General features: G+C 63.5%; 17 protein-coding genes, 4 tRNA genes and 1 pseudogene. 10 read left to right on the top strand and 12 right to left on the bottom strand.

Annotated features, from left to right (window positions below):
* Positions 1-315: 315 nt before the first annotated feature.
* Both C451_RS08455 and C451_RS08450 read right to left on the bottom strand, forming a co-directional pair.
* A tRNA-Ile gene (locus tag C451_RS08455) sits at positions 316-388 on the bottom strand.
* Positions 389-537: 149 nt separating this feature from the next.
* Positions 538-610: transfer RNA gene (locus C451_RS08450), tRNA-Asn, on the bottom strand.
* Between the two features lie 84 nt (positions 611-694).
* Between C451_RS08450 and cca the strand changes: the two genes are divergently transcribed.
* A complete protein-coding gene (gene cca, locus C451_RS08445) occupies positions 695-2,044 on the top strand; it encodes a CCA tRNA nucleotidyltransferase (RefSeq protein ID WP_049913048.1) in 1,350 nt (449 codons plus the stop codon).
* On the opposite strand, the gene C451_RS08440 is transcribed toward cca, so the two are convergent.
* The 4 genes from C451_RS08440 to C451_RS08425 all read right to left on the bottom strand — a co-directional run bounded on the left by C451_RS08440 (position 2,023) and on the right by C451_RS08425 (position 5,753).
* Positions 2,023-3,033 (bottom strand): histone deacetylase family protein, encoded by a 1,011-nt coding sequence (locus C451_RS08440; RefSeq protein ID WP_007739686.1) that lies wholly within the window; start codon positions 3,031-3,033, stop codon positions 2,023-2,025. The two genes, cca and C451_RS08440, sit on opposite strands and share 22 nt — an antisense overlap.
* Positions 3,034-3,067: 34 nt before the next feature.
* A complete protein-coding gene (locus C451_RS08435; RefSeq protein ID WP_049913052.1) occupies positions 3,068-3,514 on the bottom strand; it encodes a histone family protein in 447 nt (148 codons plus the stop codon).
* Between the two features lie 45 nt (positions 3,515-3,559).
* The gene (locus C451_RS08430) at positions 3,560-4,996 is read right to left on the bottom strand and encodes a single-stranded DNA binding protein (RefSeq protein WP_007739683.1); all 1,437 of its coding nucleotides are present in this window, start codon (positions 4,994-4,996) and stop codon (positions 3,560-3,562) included.
* 112 nt (positions 4,997-5,108) lie between these two features.
* On the bottom strand, positions 5,109-5,753 hold the full coding sequence (locus C451_RS08425; RefSeq protein WP_007739681.1) for a hypothetical protein: 645 nt from the start codon (positions 5,751-5,753) through the stop codon (positions 5,109-5,111).
* Between the two features lie 88 nt (positions 5,754-5,841).
* On the opposite strand from C451_RS08425, the gene C451_RS08420 reads away from it, so the two are divergent.
* Positions 5,842-5,914, top strand: a tRNA-Arg gene (locus tag C451_RS08420).
* Between the two features lie 17 nt (positions 5,915-5,931).
* Positions 5,932-6,004: transfer RNA gene (locus tag C451_RS08415), tRNA-Arg, on the top strand.
* Between the two features lie 445 nt (positions 6,005-6,449).
* Here the strand turns inward: C451_RS08415 and C451_RS08410 are convergent.
* Positions 6,450-7,352 (bottom strand): HFX_2341 family transcriptional regulator domain-containing protein, encoded by a 903-nt coding sequence (locus C451_RS08410; RefSeq protein ID WP_007739680.1) that lies wholly within the window; start codon positions 7,350-7,352, stop codon positions 6,450-6,452.
* 205 nt (positions 7,353-7,557) lie between these two features.
* Between C451_RS08410 and C451_RS08405 the strand changes: the two genes are divergently transcribed.
* Positions 7,558-8,343, top strand: a complete 786-nt coding sequence (locus tag C451_RS08405; protein ID WP_007739677.1) for a hypothetical protein — start codon at positions 7,558-7,560, stop codon at positions 8,341-8,343.
* Positions 8,344-8,438: 95 nt separating this feature from the next.
* On the top strand, positions 8,439-8,795 hold the full coding sequence (locus C451_RS08400; RefSeq protein WP_152420444.1) for a hypothetical protein: 357 nt from the start codon (positions 8,439-8,441) through the stop codon (positions 8,793-8,795).
* A gap of 485 nt (positions 8,796-9,280) precedes the next feature.
* Here C451_RS08400 and C451_RS08395 read toward each other — a convergent pair whose 3' ends face one another.
* The gene (locus C451_RS08395) at positions 9,281-9,907 is read right to left on the bottom strand and encodes a YegP family protein (protein WP_007739675.1); all 627 of its coding nucleotides are present in this window, start codon (positions 9,905-9,907) and stop codon (positions 9,281-9,283) included.
* A gap of 98 nt (positions 9,908-10,005) precedes the next feature.
* On the opposite strand from C451_RS08395, the gene C451_RS08390 reads away from it, so the two are divergent.
* Entirely contained in the window at positions 10,006-10,278 is a 273-nt protein-coding gene (locus C451_RS08390) for a hypothetical protein (RefSeq protein WP_007739674.1), read from the top strand.
* On the opposite strand, the gene C451_RS08385 is transcribed toward C451_RS08390, so the two are convergent.
* Positions 10,275-10,715: a MaoC family dehydratase gene (locus C451_RS08385; RefSeq protein WP_007739673.1), complete on the bottom strand. Its 441-nt coding sequence runs from the start codon at positions 10,713-10,715 to the stop codon at positions 10,275-10,277. The two genes, C451_RS08390 and C451_RS08385, sit on opposite strands and share 4 nt — an antisense overlap.
* A 151-nt stretch (positions 10,716-10,866) precedes the next feature.
* On the opposite strand from C451_RS08385, the gene C451_RS08380 reads away from it, so the two are divergent.
* Entirely contained in the window at positions 10,867-11,250 is a 384-nt protein-coding gene (locus C451_RS08380; protein ID WP_007739672.1) for a DUF4112 domain-containing protein, read from the top strand.
* A gap of 25 nt (positions 11,251-11,275) precedes the next feature.
* Positions 11,276-11,887 carry a DUF309 domain-containing protein gene (locus tag C451_RS08375; RefSeq protein ID WP_007739669.1) on the top strand — a complete coding sequence of 204 codons (612 nt, stop codon included), beginning with the start codon at positions 11,276-11,278 and terminating at the stop codon, positions 11,885-11,887.
* 1 nt (position 11,888) lies between these two features.
* On the opposite strand, the gene azf is transcribed toward C451_RS08375, so the two are convergent.
* Together azf and C451_RS08365 are read right to left on the bottom strand one after the other, a co-directional pair.
* Positions 11,889-12,644 (bottom strand): NAD-dependent glucose-6-phosphate dehydrogenase Azf, encoded by a 756-nt coding sequence (gene azf, locus C451_RS08370; protein ID WP_007739667.1) that lies wholly within the window; start codon positions 12,642-12,644, stop codon positions 11,889-11,891.
* Positions 12,645-12,694: 50 nt separating this feature from the next.
* A complete protein-coding gene (locus tag C451_RS08365; protein ID WP_007739660.1) occupies positions 12,695-13,303 on the bottom strand; it encodes a translation initiation factor IF-2 subunit beta in 609 nt (202 codons plus the stop codon).
* A 345-nt stretch (positions 13,304-13,648) separates the two neighbouring features.
* Here C451_RS08365 and C451_RS08360 point away from each other — a divergent pair, with 345 nt between their 5' ends.
* Both C451_RS08360 and C451_RS08355 read left to right on the top strand, forming a co-directional pair.
* Complete coding sequence (locus tag C451_RS08360) at positions 13,649-14,014, top strand: dihydroneopterin aldolase family protein (protein ID WP_007739658.1); 366 nt, start codon at positions 13,649-13,651, stop codon at positions 14,012-14,014.
* 84 nt (positions 14,015-14,098) lie between these two features.
* Positions 14,099-14,575: a DUF5790 family protein gene (locus C451_RS08355; protein ID WP_007739656.1), complete on the top strand. Its 477-nt coding sequence runs from the start codon at positions 14,099-14,101 to the stop codon at positions 14,573-14,575.
* Here C451_RS08355 and C451_RS08350 read toward each other — a convergent pair.
* A pseudogene (locus C451_RS08350) lies at positions 14,576-15,061 on the bottom strand (creatininase family protein); the annotation flags it as partial.
* Between the last annotated feature and the right edge of the window lie 22 nt (positions 15,062-15,083).

The following is a 15,083-nucleotide window of genomic DNA, read 5'->3' as shown; positions in this document are numbered from 1 at the left end:
GGGCGACGTTGAGCGTCGGAGTGAAACTAATGCAGATGGTATCATACGAAATCTCTATTACCGATGGAACGATAGTTCATAGCGCCCGTCTCATTTTCGTGATGTCGTGCAAGAATGGTTAGCCACTCCACAAAACTTTCATATCGCTAGGAGTGTTCGGCTATGGCAGAGTGCCATACGGGAACCACGGCAGTCAGAATCCGAATGGACTACGAAGCGTTAGGTGCGTCTCAAAAACGGGAACACACCGATTTGAGGGGGTAACGGCCATTGAGAGTGCGGAGCGGTATATCACCGAAGCGTTAGCGAAGGTGATGGGCCCTGTCGGATTCGAACCAACGACCACTCGGTTATGAGCCGAGCGCTCTTACCACTGAGCTAAGGGCCCGTCTACGGGCATAGTCGTCCATCGTGGCATAAAAGTGCGTCTGTTGGCGAAACTGGGGGTCGTACAGGCCGGCACAGCCCGCGCATCCGCTGATTACCTTCGCTGCTATCGCGAAGTTGACTTCGTGGATTGAAATGCGAGAACTTCGACGCCGCCGCCAGGGCTCGAACCTGGGACAACCTGGGTAACAACCAGGTGCTCTACCAACTGAGCTACGGCGGCCCTGTCTCGACAAAGCGGGAGTTCGTTGATATCCGTTTCGCTTTCGACCGACACGCTTTCGCCCAGCGCCGCGGGAGGGACGACATGACCGACGCCCTCGACACACTCCTCGCGCGGGTCCGCGAGCGCGTCACGCCCGATGTCGACGAGCGCGCTCGCCTCGACGCCGCGATCGCCCGGCTCGACGAGCGCGTCGCGGCAGCCATCGACGACTGTCCCGTCGCGGCCGACACCCTCCACGTCGGCTCGACCGCCCGCGGGACGTGGCTGCCCGGCGATCGCGACATCGACCTGTTCGTCCGATTTCCACCGGATCTCCCGCGGGCGGAGCTCGAACGCCACGGGCTCGCCATCGGCCACGCCGTGCTGCCCGACGGCCACGAGGAGTACGCCGAGCACCCCTACGTCACCGGCGAGTTCGAGGGATTCGCCGTCGATCTCGTCCCCTGCTATCGCGTCGAGAGCGCGACCGCCATCCGCTCGGCCGTCGATCGCACCCCCTTCCACACGCGCTATCTCGCCGCCCGCCTCGACGACGCATTCGCGACCGACGTCCGCGTCGCCAAACGATTCCTCTCGGCGATCGGCGTCTACGGCAGCGACCTCCGCACCCGCGGGTTCTCCGGCTATCTCACCGAACTACTCGTGCTCGAACACGGCGGCTTTCGGAACCTCGTCGAAGCGGCCGCCGATTGGCAGCCACCCGTGCGCTTCGACCCGGAAGACCACGGTACGCGGCGCTTCGACGACCCGCTCGTGGTGATCGATCCCACCGATCCCGAGCGCAACGTCGCGGCAGTGCTCTCGGCCACCAACCTCGCCCGCTTTCAGCACCACGCGCGCCGGCTGCTCGCCGATCCCGACGACGACCGCTTCGCTCCCCGCTCACCGATGGCGCTCTCGTCGGCGGACGTTCGACGCGAACTCGATCGCCGCGGGACGACGCCCGTCGCCGTCCGGTTCGACGCGCCGGCGCTCGTCGACGACCAGCTTTACCCACAGCTCGAGAAGTCGCTCGCGGGCGTTCGCACCGCCCTCGACGACCACGGCTTCGACGTGCTCCGCTCGCAGGCGTTCGCCGACCGCACGGGGGTGCTGCTCTACGAACTTGCTGTCGCCGAGCGCCCAGCCGTCGAGCGACACGTGGGTCCGCCGGTGAGCGCGCGCGAGCACGCCGCACGGTTCTACGAAACCTACGCGGCCGCCGACTGCGACGGCCCGTTCGTCGACGGCGACCGCTACGTCGTCGAGCGCGAACGTGACTACCGCACGGCAGACGCGCTCCTCGCCGATGGGTTCGACGGGATCGCACTCGGAACCGATATCGAACGGGCGATCGACGACGGCTACTCGGTTCTCGTCGGCGACGACGTCCCGGCGCTCGCCGACGAGTTCGGTGCCGACCTCGCCGACTACTTCTCGCCCAGCCCGTGAGCCGTCCGCGCGTCGTCGATGACTGACTGTAACCGATCGTCGACGTCGCCGTCGGGTGCGGCCGGTTCGTAGCCCTCGAACACCTCGTTCACCTTGTTGATGCTCTCCGAGAGCGTCTCCAGGCCGTAGCCACCTTCGAGCACGAAGCCGAGGCCGGCATCGCAGCGCTCGGCGAGATCGCGGATGCGCGCGGCCAGCACGCCGTACCCCTCCGTCGAGACCGTCATCCGCGAGATCGGGTCGTGCTCGTGGGCGTCGAAGCCGGCGCTCACGAGCAGCAGATCCGGGTCGAACTCGGCCAGCAGCGGCGCGAACACGTCGTCGACGGTAGTGAGGTAGGCCTCGTCGTCGCCGCCGGCCGGAAACGCCACGTTCGCGGTCGTTCCCTCACCGTCGCCCTCGCCGGTCTCGCCGATCTCTCCGGAGCCCGGATAGAGGCCTCGTTCGTGGATCGAGCAGTAGAACACGTCGCCGCGGTCGTAGAAGATGTCCTGGATGCCGTTGCCGTGGTGGACGTCCCAGTCGATGATGGCGACGCGATCGGCAGCCCCGTCGAGCGCCGACTGGGCGGCGATGGCGGCGTTGTTGAGGAAGCAAAACCCCATCGCGTCGTCGGCGACCGCGTGGTGGCCGGGTGGTCGGCCGATGGCGAACGGCGTCTCCCGCCCGTCGGCACCGTCGAGCGCCTCGTGCGCGCTCCAGACGGCCTGGCCGGCGCTTTTGAGCGCCGCCTCCCAGGTGGCCTCGACGGCCACCGTGTCGGGGTCCCACTGGCCGCCGCCGTCGGCGCAGAACTCGCGAATCTCTGCTACATAGTCGTCGTCGTGGACCGCCCGGGCCTGCGCCTCGTCGATCGCGTCGGCTTCGACGTACTTGACGCCGTGGCGGCTGGAGAGACCCTGCCGGATCGCGCGCAGGCGATCGGGACTCTCGGGATGGCGTGGGCCGGTGTCATGGTTGAGACAGTCGCTCGAATAGCCATATCTCATCTTCCCCACCCCACGGTGACTCGATCGACTGGGCTCACGACGCCTCCTCTGTCGGATAGTACGGTTCGAGCTCGAAATACGTCTCGACGTCGGCGAGCGTGATCGTCCGCCGGTCGGCGTGACGCGCGAGAACGGCCGCGGCCGACGCGACTCGACCCGCGTACCGTTCGAGAATGCCCGCGAGCGCGACCCGTGCGTCCATCGAGACGCGATATTGCTCGTCGATGTCGAGCCGGGCGATGCGATCGACGGGCGCGATCGGGAGCTCCGAGTCCGTCGAGCCGTCGCCGTCGAAATCCGCCACGCGCAGCGTCTTCCGATCGTCGTCGGTCGCCCGATCGGCGGCCTCGCTGGCGAGTCGCGCGCCCCGCCGCTGGATCCGGCGTGCGAGTTCCTCGGTGGCCTCGCTACTCACGCGCAACGAGCCCGCGTGCCGCCGGATGATCGCGTCGACCGGGGCGAACGGGAGCTCGACACTCATGGCCATACGGGAGTCTGTTTCGGTCTTAAGGGTTTCCGTGCCGGCTCAGAACAGCTCGTCTGCGTCGAGTCGGCCCTCCGCAACCGACCCGCGGGCGGTGAGCTCTTCACCGAGACCGACGTCGGCGTCCGTCTCGACGCGCATCGTCTCGCTACCGTTGTCGAGAACGACCGGATCGCCCGCCTGGACGACCGTCCCGGTGAACTCCGTCGGTTCGTCCTCGTCACTCTCGCTGTCCGCACTTCCTCCGTCCCCGCTTTCTTCGTCCGATGCTGCTCGGTCGTTTCCCGATTCGTCGCTCGCTTCACTCCCCGTGTCGCCACCGCCGAACGCGTCCAGCCCTTCCGCCGAATCGTCGTCTTCGTCGGCGCTCGTGGCTGCCCCGCCGTCGATGGCGAACACGCTCGTGCGCCAGCCGGCGGAGGCTTCGAGATCGTCGCGCCAGCCGTCCTGGATCTCGACGTCCGCGAACTGGAGTTCGTCGCCCGCGGCGATATCGCGGTCGGCCTTCTCGCCCCAGAGCGCCACACGGATGTCGCCGCTGTCGTCCTGGATCCGGACGTTTCTGACCTGGCCCTCCGAGCCGTCGTCGCGATCGAAGGTGCGTTTCGGATCGGTCGAGCGAACCACGCCGCCGATGTCGGCGATCGTATCGATCTCCAGCGCCTCGATCGGCGTCGTCTCGGGGACGTACTCGACGTCCGCGTCGACGGGTTCGAGCGTGCTCCGCGCGCTCAGATGGACTTCGAGCTCGCCGTCGCGTTCGCGAACGTAGCCGTCGACGAGTTCGACCGTCGTTCCCGGATCGAGTTCGGCGGCGTGCTCGGTTTGCTCGTCCCAGAGCGTCACTCGAACCTTTCCCGTCTCGTCGCCGAGCGTGAGGTTCGCCACCTTCCCCTCGGAGCCGTCGTCGCGCTCGAAAGTCCGGATCGAGTCGGTGTCGAGCACGACGCCCGTGAGCGTGACGTCGGACTCGCCGAGCGTGAGCCCCTCGATGCTCTCCGCGCCGTCGAGGTCGACGTCGATCTCGACGTCCGCCGGTTCGGCGCGGTCGGCGCTCACCTCGATCCCGTTGTAGCCCTCGCGCGGGCGACCCGCGATCTTGAGCACGTCGCCGGGTTCGAGCTCGTCGACGGCCCCCTCGGCGCGCTCGTCCCAGAAGGCCACCCGCACACGCCCCGTCTCGTCGGCGACCTCGACGTTGACGACCTTCCCGTCCTCGTCCTCGCCGTCGCGTTCGAAGGTCCGTAGCTCGCCGACGTGCGTGACCTTCGCCGCGAACTTCGCCTCCTCCATGCCCGCCTCGATGTCCGCGACGCCCTCGATCTCCCCGTCGGCGAGCTCGTGGGCGATCAGCATCGCCGCGGTCTCCTCGTCGGCGAGCCCGCCCATCTCCTCGACTTTCTCCTCGACGGCCTCGCGGAACTCCGTCTCGGGGACCTCGGCATCGAGGTCCGCATAGATGTCCGCTATCGCACCCATTGAACAAAACCATAAGCGGTGGCCGCTTAAGCGTTGTCGTCGCCGAACAGCCCGCCGCTGGCCGTCGGTTTGTCGTTTTTCTCCTTCGAACGACACGCCACCGATACGGCTCTCACGGGGTCGCGGTCGTCACCGTTCGCTCGCCGCTCGCACCACGGTGGACGACCGTCACCGAGTCGGGCGGGCTGTCGCGCCGAACGACGAACCGGTAGTCGAGTTCGGTCAGCGCCATCGAGCAGACCCGGCCCGTCCCGGCCTCGTTCTCCGTGGCGATCGTGACGATCAGCTCCGAGCCTTCCTGCCGAACGGAGTCGAGCACCGCCGACTGACAGCCGTTCCGCCCGACGATCGTTCCCTCCACGACGATCCGCGAGCCATCCCCCTCGCTCGTCACGCGTGCCGACCCGCCCGTCGACGTGCCATCCCCGCCACCGGGCACGTCGACCGACGGCGAATCGGTCGTGCTCTCCTCTCCTTCCGTCGCATTCGGCGTTCCTGCCCCGGTCGGTGTCCTTTCGCCCGACTCCGTCGTCGGCTCGCTCGTCGCCGGCTCGTCAGTCGCCGATCCCCTCGTCGGTGCGGGCCCCGCGGTGGTCGGTTCGGGACCTGCCGCGGTCGGCTCGCCGTTCTCCGCCCGACTGGTCTCGGTCCCGGTCGGTGACGATCCGTTCTCCCCGCCATCGCCACCGATACAGCCGGCGACGGTGACGGTCCCACCGGCGAGAAGCAGCTCGCGGAGTAGCTCGCGGCGTTCCATGTGGATCGGGCGACCACCAGCGGCATGGGTCTTGCGGCGAACCGCGAATCGTAACGGGTTTAACCGGATGTCCGCTACTGGAGAGTGAGTCCTGGTTGGGTAGTGGACTATCCTACTGGCCTGCGGAGCCGGTGACCGGAGTTCAAATCTCCGCCAGGACGNCGCTACTGGAGAGTGAGTCCTGGTTGGGTAGTGGACTATCCTACTGGCCTGCGGAGCCGGTGACCGGAGTTCAAATCTCCGCCAGGACGCTCACTCACTTCGTTCGTTCGCGTCTTGGCGTGCCCCACGCTCGCTGCGCTCGCGTGGGACTCCGCCAGGACGTTTCGGACTCACAACGCAACAAGCACAGTGAGTCGGCCGTGCCCGGAAACACCGACAAGAGATTTGAGCCGACGCACGAAANCTCCGCCAGGACGTTTCGGACTCACAACGCAACAAGCACAGTGAGTCGGCCGTGCCCGGAAACACCGACAAGAGATTTGAGCCGACGCACGAAATAACCAAAGAACAATAATTTCTTGGCTACAAGTCACTCCAGACGTAGTCATTGAAGCGGACGCTGCCACTATGAAGTGTCCCGAGAAAATCCCGTCCGAGCGCTGCTGCGTGCCTCTAAGCACATACAATATAATGGTTTGAAATGTATAACCTCTTGAGTATGTGTGGATGGTTTTGCCGATGAGATATTATCAGTTAGTGTGTCTTGACCCACATCCGTCCGATCGTCGATAGATCCGTTTCCAAACGGTTCCCGTCCTCGACACGGTCTACATAGCCTTTCTCATCGAGTTTCGATACGTTGTATTGCACTCGGCTCCGGAATGATTCGTTATACTCGTCTTTGAGTTCCTCGGCTAATTTTTCGGCAAGTGCTGATGTTGACGCGACTGGGCCTTGTTGAAAGAGAAAAACCAAAATGGTCTCCTCGAATCCTTCCACATCACTGCGAGGGGCTGATGGAAATTCAACATACATCTGTCCATCTAGGTCGCGGGCACCCTCGGTGACGCCATTCTTGTCGATCCGTTTGAGAAGTTGCTGAATTTCCTTATGTTGTTTGTCTACGATCGAATCCTCACGCTTCTCCAGTTGATCCAACGTTTCGGAAGTATTCTCTAGCACTTCCTTCATTTGATGAACCAGATATTCTTCTGGTGAGACATAATAGGTGTGTAGTAAATCTCGTATCTCATCATTCTCTTCTTGATATTCTGCAATTATCGAGTTAGCTGCAGTGGCAAATGCAAAAGCAACCGTACGCGGCATAGATGAAATGTTGACAAAAACTTCGTTCTCTTTGTCTAATTCATCGAGAATATATGTGTATGCCATCGGATATAGTGTCTCGTACTCGAACATGTCGTCTGTCTCAATGGATTCTCGTTCGATTTCAACGTCGATTAGTTCAAAAGAGTTCTCTAGGCGTTGGGTCATCTTAGTCGCAAGCTTCGCTGCCTTGTTCACCCCCTTTTCGTCTGGATCACCTGTGTTCGTGATCAACACGACCCGATCTGCCTCCATCTGTCCCTGCGAGATTGGGTAGATAAGCCGCTCAAAGTCAAACCCAACTGGGATGAAATGAACTTGTTCGGTCATAGTTTCTCCTTTCTCGATTCCGGTTAAAGCCCTTCGCTATTTGCACGACCTGGGGCTCCACTTCTTCTTACAGGATGATTTCTGTGCACATATGATGCCAACAGTAAGACCTTGTTGGCTCAATTTTGAACAAAGCTTTTGTTCGTAGAGCGTATAGCTGGGGGATAGGTGCCTTCGAGACAAAACCGCACCTGCAAATAGCAACATGTCGAAATCCAGTTCACCTCGCCAGCTAGTCACAAAAGTCGACCCGTTCAATCCCAACGAGGTCGCCCTCTTTCGAGATCATGAGGCTGTCCGGTTTCTCCAGGTGAAGTACGGCGATTCACACTGGCTACTGGACAACCCTATTGATGACCTCGTTGGGCCTAACCAGCAGCTCATCTTGGTTGATTGGGAAGATGGAACAAAGCTAAAGCATCGGGACCCGGACGACGTGGTTCAGCGATGCCTTGAGTTAGAGCCGTACATCGATTACGTGTGGCTCGGCGACAGATGGACGTACGAGGACAAGATGACTCCTCGTGAGAACCGAAAGCAGATCAATACGTCCATTGAGCTGCAGAGGTTCTACGGCGAATACTTCGAGGAATACAGCGTAGATTTCGAGTACAATCCGATGCTGCTCGGATGGAAACCTTGGCATCTTCGGAGGTTCGACAATCTCCTGAACGACTTCGGTGGGACTCTCGTCGGGTTCGATGCAACCGGGTACAGATCAAAGTCCCGACTGCGAAAGGACCTCAACATCGCGCTGAGCACCTTAGACATCCAAGGGATATACGTGAACGGGCGTATCGGTCCGACTCACTTAGCGTATCTACCTAACGAGGTCAGGGCGTTCTCCGGTAAGAACCAAATCATCAAGAAAGTACGACTTGGTCCATGTGAATATAGTCGGGATCTGTTGACTGACGAGATCGAGAAACGAATCAGGGCTTTCGAGAGTCCTCAAGCCGAGCTCGGAGAATTCGGCAGCGCAACATCATAACAATGACACCACGAAAAGGAGGCGGTGGGCAAAGCCCACCAGACGACGAAGGCAGAATCGTTCAAACAGCGGGCGACGAGCCAATCAACGCCTCGTTGGATCGCTCTACAGAGTACCAAGAGGGCGAATTTCAGTTCGTCTACGGCGACATCGTTCACAAGGAGAGAGAAGAGAACCCCGAGGATCTAGTAGTTGTAAATCTCCCCGATGTTCCTGCCAATCGCTGGCAGGCTAATGGTGGTACCTGGTCTACTGAAAATCCCACATACCGCCCGGATGATCAAGTGGTCATCGTGGTTCCGCTATCAGAACTGAACGAGTACATGCCGGATTGGGATGAACGGAAGGAAGAGATTCCACGGGACCAGTTAGAGGACGTCGGGGTTACAACGCTCACCTATCCTGGTGGAATATTAGATCTGGTTGAGCCGTCCCATCTCCGAGACAGCTAACGAACAGCGGTATCTTCAGGCTGTATTTGGCCAACAGCCAGTGACGCGCGTCTTTATCAATGGTCGTCTCGTCGAATTGTGTTGTGAGCCGAGGAACACGTCCTGTCCGGGTTTCTACGAGGAGCGCCCCGGCGCTCCGAGTGGACTATCCTACTGGCCTGCGGAGCCGGTGACCGGAGTTCAAATCTCTACCAGGACCTTACTCGCTTCGTTCGTGTCTTAGTGTGCTCCACGCTCGCTGCGCTCGCGTGGGACTCCGCCAGGACGTTTCGGACTCACAACGCGACAAGCACAGCGCAGTGCTCGCCTCATCAATCTCTACTTTGAATTTCACACATCGAAAACACGAATGCCGAATGGTTTGAGACGGTCCCGTGATCCCTGACTGCTCGCCTCACGTGTCCTCGGCGGCGTCACCTCCGTGATCTCGATCGGAAGAACGGGGGACTCGGTGAAACGAATGACGGGACGACGGAAGGGGTGCGCTACTCCTCGATGTCCGCGCCGAGCACGTTCTCCTTGATCGTCGTGATCGTCGCCTCGGCGTCGTCGCGCGAATCGTAGCCCGACGGACTGACCGCGAGCGTCTCGTCGTCGTGGACCAGCCGCCAGCGCCAGTTGCCGCCATCGTCCTCGTAGAGATCGAACGCGGCCGCGGTCTCCGACAGCGAGACGTCGATCGTCGTCCCGCCCGGCCCCGACAGTTCGATGGTTTCCGGCAGCTCGGCGTCCAATGTCGTCTCCTCGCGTCCGCGGAGTCCCGCCAGGCTGGCTTTCGCCCGTTGGCCGTACGCGCTCGCAACGCTCACGGCACGCTGGAGGCGATCGTCGTCGGTCAGCGCCCGCTCGCCGTCGAGAACGCGATCAACCCCGCGATCGAGCGCCGCCTCGACGTTCTCGCCGAGAACGGCCTCGCCGTCGCGCGCGAGCGCGATCTCGTAGCCACGCCACGCGATCCCCTCCGCGGCCGTGTCGTCGCCATCGATCCCCTCACGACCGTACTCGACGGCGAGAAACGCGTCCGCCAGTTTCCCGTCGTCGGTGCTGTAGGCGAGATGAACCGTGGCGTTCGGCCGGACGGCGAAGGTGTACTCGTGATCGTGGTCACTCATTCGGCCCCGTTTCGACGGCAGCGCTTATCAGTGTTCATCCGGCAACTGCAATCCATCGTACCCATGATTATTACTGTCATGGTGCACGATAGCGCCACATGGAGGGCAAAACGGGCGTCGGGATCGCCGTCGTCGCGCTCGGCGTCGCCGCTATCGCCGCCGTCGCCGTGCTCGAACCGACCGCGACCTGTACGCAGACCGGTGAGACGATCGGCGGACTGGGACCGTTTCAGTTCGTCGAACTCGCCGACGGGGCGCTCGTCTACAGCCGCGACGGCGGCGCGAGCATCTGCTCGATCCCCCAGACCGTGCTCGCGGTGCCGGCCGGGTTCGTCCTCGCCGGTGTCGGACTGTTCGTCCTCGGCTCCTAGCGCTCCCGGCGCTCGTAGAGCACGAGCCCGACCATCGACATGACCTCCGTCTCGCCGGCCAGCGTCGTGGTTCGACGCCTCACGAGCCCCAACTCCTCGTTCCACGGTTCGGTGTCGACGACCTTCGTTCGCACCGAGAGCACGTCGCCGGGTCGGACGGGGTTCGGCCAGCGCAGTTCGTCGACGCCGAGCGCACCCGTGGCCGCCGAGTCGGCGAAGACGTTCGTGACGAGCAGCTCCATCGTCATCGCGGCGGTGTGCCAGCCGCTGGCGATCAGTCCACCGAACAGGGAGTCGCTCGCGGCCGACTCGTCGGTGTGAAACGGCTGTGGATCGTAGCACTCGGCGAATTCGAGTATCTCCGCACGGGTGACGTCGCGCTCGCCGAACGTGTGCGTCTCGCCGACCTCGATGTCCTCGAAATAGTCGCGACCCATACGTTCTCTCGACCCGCCGGCGTGATAGCCGTTCCCGTGCTGACTCCGGCGTAGAGATTGGGTGGGGGAGAACGGAAGGAGACAACGGAGAACCACGCCGTCGGCGATTGCTGGCAACGCACCTATCCGTGCGGGGATCCCATCGAGACGCATGACGGACGATCTCGACGAGAACGCGCTCACGGGCCGCGAGCAAGCGGCTCTCGCGCGCACCAGAACGATGGCACGACTGCTCGACGAGGCGGTCGCCATCCCCGGCATCGGCTACCGCGTCGGTCTCGACCCGCTGCTCAGCATCGCCCCCGTTTCGGGCGACGTCGCCGGCGCGGCGCTGTCGCTCTACATCATCGCCGAAGCCACTCGGCTCGGTGTTCCGCCGAAGACGCTGCTCAAGATGGCCGCCAACGTGGCTCTCGACACCCTCGGCGGGTCGGTGCCGGTGCTCGGCACGCTCGTCGACGCCGCCTGGAAGGCGAACAAGCGCAACGTCTCGCTGCTCGAAGACCACCTCGCCGACCGCGAGGACGTCGTCTGAAGCCGTCGATCGGGGATCGACAGCCATGCGATCGTATCTCCGCGCCGGCATCGCCATCCACAACGCCGGCAACCACCACGCCGCCCACGACGCCTGGGAGGAGCGCTGGCTCGAATCCGACGGTGACGACGAACGGTTTCTCCACGGATTGATCCAGTTCACCGCCGCGATCCATCACGCTCGCGAACGCAACTGGACCGGGGCGACCGGGCTCGCCGACAGCGCTAGCGACTATCTCGCCGCACTCCCCTCGCCCTATCGGAGGGTGGATGTTGCCGCGGTGCGGACGTTCCTCGCTGCTCTCCGTGCGGACCCCGAGCGCATCGAACGCGCACCACCTCTCTATCTCACTCACGAGGGTCGCGAACTCACACTCTCCGATCTCGATTTCGACGCGAGCGCGATCGCTGCGGCGGTGTTCGCCGCAAACAGCGACTACGACGAGACGATGATCGAGCGCGCCGTCGGCTACGCTCGCACGGATCTCGACGACGGCCGACCGACCAGCCCGTTCGTCACGCTCGTGCTCGATTTCGCGCGCGGGGAGAACAGGGGGATCGTCCACCAGCGCCTCGCCGAACACACCGAGCGCCGTCGCGCCCGCGAGCACGACGTCGATGGGCTGTTCGAGGCGTGATTCAGTATTCCGCGGAGTTGTCCTCCGGCTCGTAGCCGAGCACCTCGCGAGCACCCTCCAGCGAGTAGTATTTCCGATCGTTGTCGGAGATGCCGTAGACGATCTCGTAGTCGTAGTCGGCCTCGATGGCGCGCTCGAAGAGCTGTGCGCAGTCCCGATGGGAGAGCCACATCGCCTGCCCGCGCTCGTAGTCCTCGGGGGGATGGTTCTCCGTCAGGTTGCCGATGCGCAGGCAGACGACGCTCATGTCGTGTTCGTGGTGATAATACCAGCAGAGCGTTTCGCCGGTGGCCTTGCTCACGCCGTAGAAGTTGCTCGGGTGTGGGAGTTCGGTGCCGTCGAGCTGGAATTCGTCGTCCGAACGGTACATCCCCGGCGTCCGCGCGTCGGTCTCGTAGCCGCCGACGGCGTGGTTCGAGGAGGCGAAGACGAACTTCTCGACGCCGGCGGTCGCGGCCGCGTCGAGCACGGTCTGGGTGCCATCGATGTTGTTCGCGAGCACGCTGTCCCAGGGCGCTTCGGGGCGCGGGTCGCCCGCGAGATGGATCACGACGTCGACGTCGGCCATCGCTTCGACCATCGCCTCCGAATCGGTGACGTCGGCGACGAGATAGATGTGTTCGGTCTCGCCGGTCGGTGGCTCGCGGTCGACGAGCCGCCAGTCGTAGGTGTCGCCGAGCCGGCCGAGGATCGCACGACCGACGCGCCCGGACGCGCCGGTGAGCAACACCGTCGGCTCCCGTGGCCTCCCCGACATTCGGGTGTGGATCGGGTAGGCATCGGTAAGTACCGTGCGGTTTTTTCCGCTCAGGCCAGTCGCGCGAACGCGAGCGTCCCGCTGATGTTCTCGATGTAGATATCGACCACGTCACCCTCCTCGGCACCGGGAACGAAGATGGTGTACTTGCCCTGTTCGGCCACGCCGTCGCCTTTGCGACCCGTCCCCGTGATCTTCACCTCGTAGGTGCGCCCCTCCTCGACGTCGGGGCGCTGTTCGGTCTCCTGCGAGCCGGTGTTCTTCTCGACGGGACGGAACGCACCACAGGCCTCACAGCGCAGCATCTGGGTGCGACCCTCCATCTCCAGTCGCGTGTCGGGCAGTCCGCACTCCGAGCAGATGACGAACTCCTGGCTGTAGCTGTCGATGGCCGCATCGAAGTCGTCGCCGGAAAAGGAGCCGTTGTAGCGCGCACGATCGCCGCTGAACTGGCCGTTGGTGCCGAGCTCGCGCTGGATCACTCGATGGAGATGTTCGGGATCGCGCGAGAGCGCGTCGGCGACGTTGCCGAGGTTCGTCAGACGGGTGAACGCACCGTCCTTCTGGGCTTCCGCATCGGGGACGTCGAGACGCGAATCACCGGTGTCGAGATCCGGCACCGAATCCATCGCGCGGTCGAGGCTTGCTTCGTAGTCCATACCCGAAATCGATGCTTCTGACCTAAATGGATTCCGTGAGAGACCGCAACAGGCCCGTTGTCCGCTCGCAGCCCCGTCAGTTCCCGAATCTCACCAAACACCGAACGCGGTGGCGCGCGGGAGCGCACCCACGGTGCGCGACTCGCGCGAGGGAGGAGCGACGCGAACGAAGTGAGCGGAGTGAATCGGCTGGGGAGGTGTGTGAGCTGTGCGGGGCGGTGCGGTTGCAGTCCTCCATTGTCGTCAGTGGTCGCCGTCGCTGATACATCGCTGATACACGTCGTCCATCAGCTTTCGTGCACCGATTGATAGCACATTTGTTCGGGCATCACGAACCGACCGACAATGAGTAGCGCAGAGAGCGACGACACGGATCCGACGAAAGCGGAGATAGCCTGTTTCGAGGTCGGCATCAAGTTCGGTTCGCTCTACCACCAGTTCGCTGGCACCCCCGTGAGCACCGAGAGCGCCGACAGTCTCGCCCGCGCGATGGAGGACGCCATCGAGAACCAGCCCCACTGCGAGTCGGTCGCGATCGAGATGGACGAGGAGGCGATCGCGGCGGCCGCCGACGGGGAATACACCGAGCTCACCGGCCGGTTCATGACCGTCGAGATCGTCGTCGCACGCGATGGGCGGACCGTCACCGCACGGATGGCGATGGACGACGGCTACCCGCTGATGGGGATCGACTCGGTCGAAGATCGCTGAGCAACGGCGAACCTCCTCGTCGAACCGATTTTCACTTTCGCTTTCGGGCACGCCTTTAAATCACATGGGACCGAATCCCACGGCATGAGCCAGGCGACGTTCGACGAGGACGACCTCTTCGACGAGGCGGCCGACGACATCCGGGCGGACGTCGAGGAGCATCTCGACGCGGCCGAGGCGGCGCTACCCGAGGGCGACGCCATCTGGGAGGCCGAAGCCGAGAACACGCTCGGAGTGCTCAACGCACTGCGCTCGGCGCTCGACATCGGCGACGCCACCGGCCATCTCCGCGACGCGAAGAAGTCGTACATGATGGGCGACCGTGCCGACGTCTTCGACGATTCGGACGAACTCGACGAGCGGATCGCGGCACTCGAAGACGCGATGGCCGACGTCGAAGCGGCCCACGAGCACGCGAGCGAACTCGCGAGCACGGTCCCCGAACTCCGTGGCGCGCTCGACGATCTCCGCGCTGACGGTGGGGACGTGGACGGGGAGAGCGACGACGACAGCGAGATGAGCACCGAGGCGGCCGACGACCGCGAGGAAGTCGCCGAGTAGTCAGGCTCGATCCCGTTCGTCGACGGCATCGAGCAGCGTCACGAGCGCCGCCGTCGCCTCCTCCAGTAGTTCTTCGCCGCGTTCGATGGTTCCCTCACCGGGATCGCCGACCGCGCCGTTGTCGGTGAACTCCGCCGAGTCGAAGGCGAGGTTCGTTCCCGACACCCACTCGCCCCAGCCGTCGCTCGCGCCAGCGCTCGCCTCCTCGATGCGCTCGTCGTGGACGAGTTCCGGATCGGTGGCTCTGAGCATGGCCGTCTCGACCGGTCCGCCGTGGCCCATCTCCGTCGCGCCGATGGCGTCGAACCACGTGAACGGGACGGCGTAGGCCTCCTCGTGGCGTGTCACGTCCGCACAGACCTCCCGTAGTGCGCCGACGTTGCCTCCGTGGCCGTTGACGACCACGATCTTCCGCCAGCCGTGCGATGCGAGGCTCGTGAGGACGTCGCGGACGTATTCCCGGAAGCTGTCGGGCGAGACCCAGAGCGCTGTCTCTTATACACATCTC

It is taken from the genome of Halococcus thailandensis JCM 13552 (assembly GCF_000336715.1).
Classification (GTDB): domain Archaea; phylum Halobacteriota; class Halobacteria; order Halobacteriales; family Halococcaceae; genus Halococcus; species Halococcus thailandensis.
This window is presented reverse-complemented; position numbering and strand designations above follow the sequence as displayed.